Source organism: Tabrizicola sp. TH137 (genome assembly GCF_002855575.1).
Classification (GTDB): domain Bacteria; phylum Pseudomonadota; class Alphaproteobacteria; order Rhodobacterales; family Rhodobacteraceae; genus Paragemmobacter.
The window spans coordinates 1-3,830 of the sequence record NZ_PKRQ01000030.1; the positions used below are offsets into that span (position 1 = coordinate 1).

The 3,830-nt window shown below is 54.9% G+C and carries 4 protein-coding genes; all 4 read right to left on the minus strand.

Going from position 1 to position 3,830, the window contains the following annotated elements:
* Positions 1 to 218: 218 nt before the first annotated feature.
* Positions 219 to 1,241, minus strand: coding sequence for an RES family NAD+ phosphorylase (locus C0V75_RS22540; RefSeq protein ID WP_101923214.1), 1,023 nt, complete (start codon positions 1,239 to 1,241; stop codon positions 219 to 221).
* 5 nt (positions 1,242 to 1,246) lie between these two features.
* Complete coding sequence (locus C0V75_RS22545; protein ID WP_101923215.1) at positions 1,247 to 2,182, minus strand: sce7725 family protein; 936 nt, start codon at positions 2,180 to 2,182, stop codon at positions 1,247 to 1,249.
* A gap of 7 nt (positions 2,183 to 2,189) precedes the next feature.
* Positions 2,190 to 3,224 carry a sce7726 family protein gene (locus C0V75_RS22550; protein ID WP_254216584.1) on the minus strand — a complete coding sequence of 345 codons (1,035 nt, stop codon included), beginning with the start codon at positions 3,222 to 3,224 and terminating at the stop codon, positions 2,190 to 2,192.
* 205 nt (positions 3,225 to 3,429) lie between these two features.
* A partial coding sequence (locus tag C0V75_RS22555) for a single-stranded DNA-binding protein (RefSeq protein ID WP_101923216.1) occupies positions 3,430 to 3,830 on the minus strand: 401 nt, incomplete at its 5' end.

Sequence of the window (3,830 nt, forward strand, 5' to 3'; positions counted from 1 at the left end):
GCGCTACGACAGATGCCCCAAGGTCTTCCTCTCCGCCGTCGCTCTCGCCGCAACAGTCATGTTCTGGCTATAATCCGAGAACGAGTCCTGACCCTAGCGATCCTTTCAATTTAGGCCTTAGCTAACGGGAGAGAACTTCGCTGACCTGAAAAATTAGAGCTCCTAGACGGTCAAAGAATTGCGCTCAAAAGCGCTATAGCCATCAGACAATTTCTGCCTTAGGTCGCGACCACTTCAACGGATACCTTGGTCACGCTGTAGAGTTCAACCTTACCGCCGATTGCACGCGCCGGATCAAACAATGCTAGATTGATGCCATCACTGACCGAGCTGCGATAGATGACACCATCGAAACCGCTCTTTTTAATGAATTCACATAGATACTGGCTCGGAATATAGTCGATTGCCGCCCCGGTCGGCTGAACGGGGCGTGTCAATTCCTCACCAAGGCGTTCGAGGAAAGGTAGGTCGGCGCGTAACTGTCCGATCTCGCTTGCGTCGGTCAGGATGAAAGGTGAGACGAGTTTTCGCGGGTTGCGCAAGTCCACAGCTCTGATCTCGGGGATCGTAAAATCAGCGACACACGCGGCTTCGCCGGTATGGGGCCTAATCTCTGAGACAGCGGTATCGGGGCGGGACCCGAGATAAAGATAGGGAATCCCCGCCGGATTGGCTCGACCGTGCGAGGACCGTCGCTTTGGCGGCGCTCCCATCTTTTCAATTGTGAAGGTTTCATCTTCGGTACGAATGCGAGCACGATACCATTTCTGGGGCAACTGCGGCGCCAACAACATGTCGAGCAACTGGCGGAGACGATCCAAGTCGATGGCAACATCAAGAAACCAGCGATTGGCGTACATCATTTCGTCGCGCAGCTTGTCCCACTGCGCGAGGCCTTCGCTGATATAACTTGATGACGGTGAGAAGCTGCCTCGGACGATCTCGCCGTCATTGAGAATCTCGCCAAGCAACTCCTTGGCGTGAGCTATGTCCATTCGCTCATGGCTGAAGAGCTGCCAGTCGTCCTTCATCCACTCGACCAGTGACTTCCCGTCATCACTCGGTTCGTATACATTCACTAGCAATTCAAAATAGTTGGCGAGTTTAATGGGCTCAACAAGCTGAGTATCGGCGGTGCCGCAGAAGTCGCAAGTACCTTGGCTAGGATCCAACGACGGGAAAAGCTGATCGCGAAGGCTGCGATCATCGAAGCACTCAGGGCAGCAGAGGCGTTTTGGCATTGAGATCAGCCAAGATAATCGGCAAGGGTCTCGATGTGATGCTTCATCGAGAGCTTCTTTATGTAGCCAAGGCCTGGAAAATGACCTTTAGCATGGAGTTCGCGGAACTCCAGAATAGCTTGGGTTTCAAGAATATGTGATGTGCCACTATTCAGTTTTGCGATCAGCTTCGCCAATGCCTGAGCGAACTTTCCAGCGGGATCGGTCGGTGTGTCCTTCGTATCTGAGACAAAGTGATAAATATACATTACGTCGTCTTTGTCAGCATCGATGAAGGTCAAGTGGATCGCGACGGCATAGGCCGGCCCACCACTCTCGCTGTAGGCATCGCCGACCATAAGAAAGTCGCCAAAACCCACCATCCCGAGATCACCATAGGTAACATGTAGATCGGAGAACTCCTCCATCTCGGGATAGTCGGCATTGCGTTGCCGCTTGAAACCGTCCCGCACGAGGATGCGCTTACTCTGATCGAAATGCTTCCGATACAGCAACTTTGCATGATCTTCTACGAAGACGTTAGTGAGGCCGGGCATCGCGGCTTCCAACTCGGTCGCTAGCGCCTTAGGAGCGGTGAAGCCCGCGTGCACCAGAACTGGATGATGATCAGCATGATGGTTGTAGCAGGCCATGACCTCTTCAACCGTCATGTCACTACGCAAAAGGATACCAGCGGCTATATTGTCAACGCCAATATAGCCCTCTTTGAGGAGATCGGTGATTCCCGTTCCGTCTTCTTGATGGTCGCCATGATAGGGGTTCACGATCAAAATCGCTCTCCCGCCGGCTGCACATATCGCACTCAATGTCTTCTTGAGCCCGCCGAGTGCCTCGCGTACCGGCTCAATCACGGGAATAAAGTTCTTCTCAGCGAGTAATGGCGCCATCTCGCGGATTGTGATCAGCTCGAACTGTTTCCCGCGAAAGTAAGGGTGGTACATTTGTTTTTCAGCTCCAGGCCATAGCCGCGTCCAGCGGGGTCGCGATAGCGTCGACTAACCGCGAATGGTCTGCACGGCGCACCTTCACTGATAGCGCTGCAGCTTGCAGCGAAGTCGGTAGACGCTCAACAAGTTCTCCTATCGGTGCAAGATCGCGCGTCCGCTTGAGAGTCCGTACCATCTCGACATGTAGAGCAACAGGGTCGAGCGTGGCAAAGAGCTCGCGCATCGCAGCGTGCCGCTGAGTATTTGGAACAGTCGGCACCGTTAATCCCATCGCCCGAAGTATCGTGACGCCCTCGACCATGCGCAAAGACTCAAAGACGGTCGTAGGACAGATGCGCGACGGGCAATCGATCGCTTCGCGTACCGTAGTGATTTGATAGCGTTTGGATAGGCACATTACCCCAACATCATCAGAAACGGTTGCCAACACTCCTTCAATATGGTTTTCACTCGCAATCACATTAACTTTCGCGAAAACGCGTTTGTAGTTCTCAACCTGATTGGCAAGCCGCGCCAGCGAATCCCGCTCCGACTTGATTTCATAGACGGTTGCGGTGCCGTTCAAGATTACCAGATCCGCCTTGGAACTGCCGGCACGAAATTCAGTGAGCATAGACGCCGTACGTAGAGAGTGTGTTCCCAACAGCACTTTCTGACTTATGGCCGCACGATAGATGTATTCATCGCGGTGTCCCGAAACCTTCAGAACCTCAAACGCAGCATCGAAGGTGTCACCTACAGTCCCGCCTTGTTCGGTAAGAGAGATAAGGTCGGTCTGCTTGAGCAGCCGAAGGAACAGACCGGACCGACCCTTCTTCGCCATTTCTCGGAAGACGGTAGCGGAGAACAGCCGCGTCAAAGCAGCCAGACGTGCGCTGCCACAATTGTTCATCGCGCTACGCAATCCACAGGTCGCCTCCCTTCGCTTGATCCCTTCTAACTCAGAACGCTGCATCATGGAATCGGGTATCTGCCGGATCGAGGTTGTAGACTGCGGAAAGTTGCTGATTCGGTTAGCAACTTCGAGGTCGTGCAACGGCTTCCATGCAAACGATACCTCCGCCCTCCAGTTCCTGAACACCGGCCTTGGGGGGTGTTTCCGAACGGGCAGATCGATGGATTGTCGGCTCCTGAGGGCGCTACCTCGGAGCATGTCCAGCAGTTTACCGAAGTAAGGTTCCTGCACGACCAAGCCCGGCGGGTTTCCCCTCCGGGCCCTTTCGGGGGAGACCCCGTTCCTCTCAGAACGGGATCTCGTCGTCGCGGTCGACCAGCTCAGGGTTTTCATTCTCGGCCGACTTCGGGCGGCTCAGGAAGTCGACCTTCTCGGCGATGATCTCGCAGCCGTAGCGATCGGTGCCGGTTGCGTCGGTCCACTTCATGTAGTGGATGCGGCCGTGGACGAGGACCTTCATGCCCTTTTCGCAGTGCTCTGCAACGGTCTTGCCAAGGCCGTTGAAGCAGGTGATGCGGTGCCATTCGGTGTCCATGATCCGGTAGCCGTTCTCGTCGCGCATCACGCGACCTTCCGAGAGGCGCGGCCGCGAGGTGGCCAGGGTGAAGTTGGTGATCTTCGTGCCGCTTTGGGTCGAGCGCACTTCGGGCTTTTGACCGATGTTGCCGGCGAGGATGACGATGTTCT

Coding starts and splice junctions, on each gene's coding strand:
- C0V75_RS22545 (WP_101923215.1), bottom strand. CDS start 2,182: ATGTACCACCCTTACTTTCGCGGGAAACAGTTCGAGCTGATCACAATC.
- C0V75_RS22540 (WP_101923214.1), bottom strand. CDS start 1,241: ATGCCAAAACGCCTCTGCTGCCCTGAGTGCTTCGATGATCGCAGCCTT.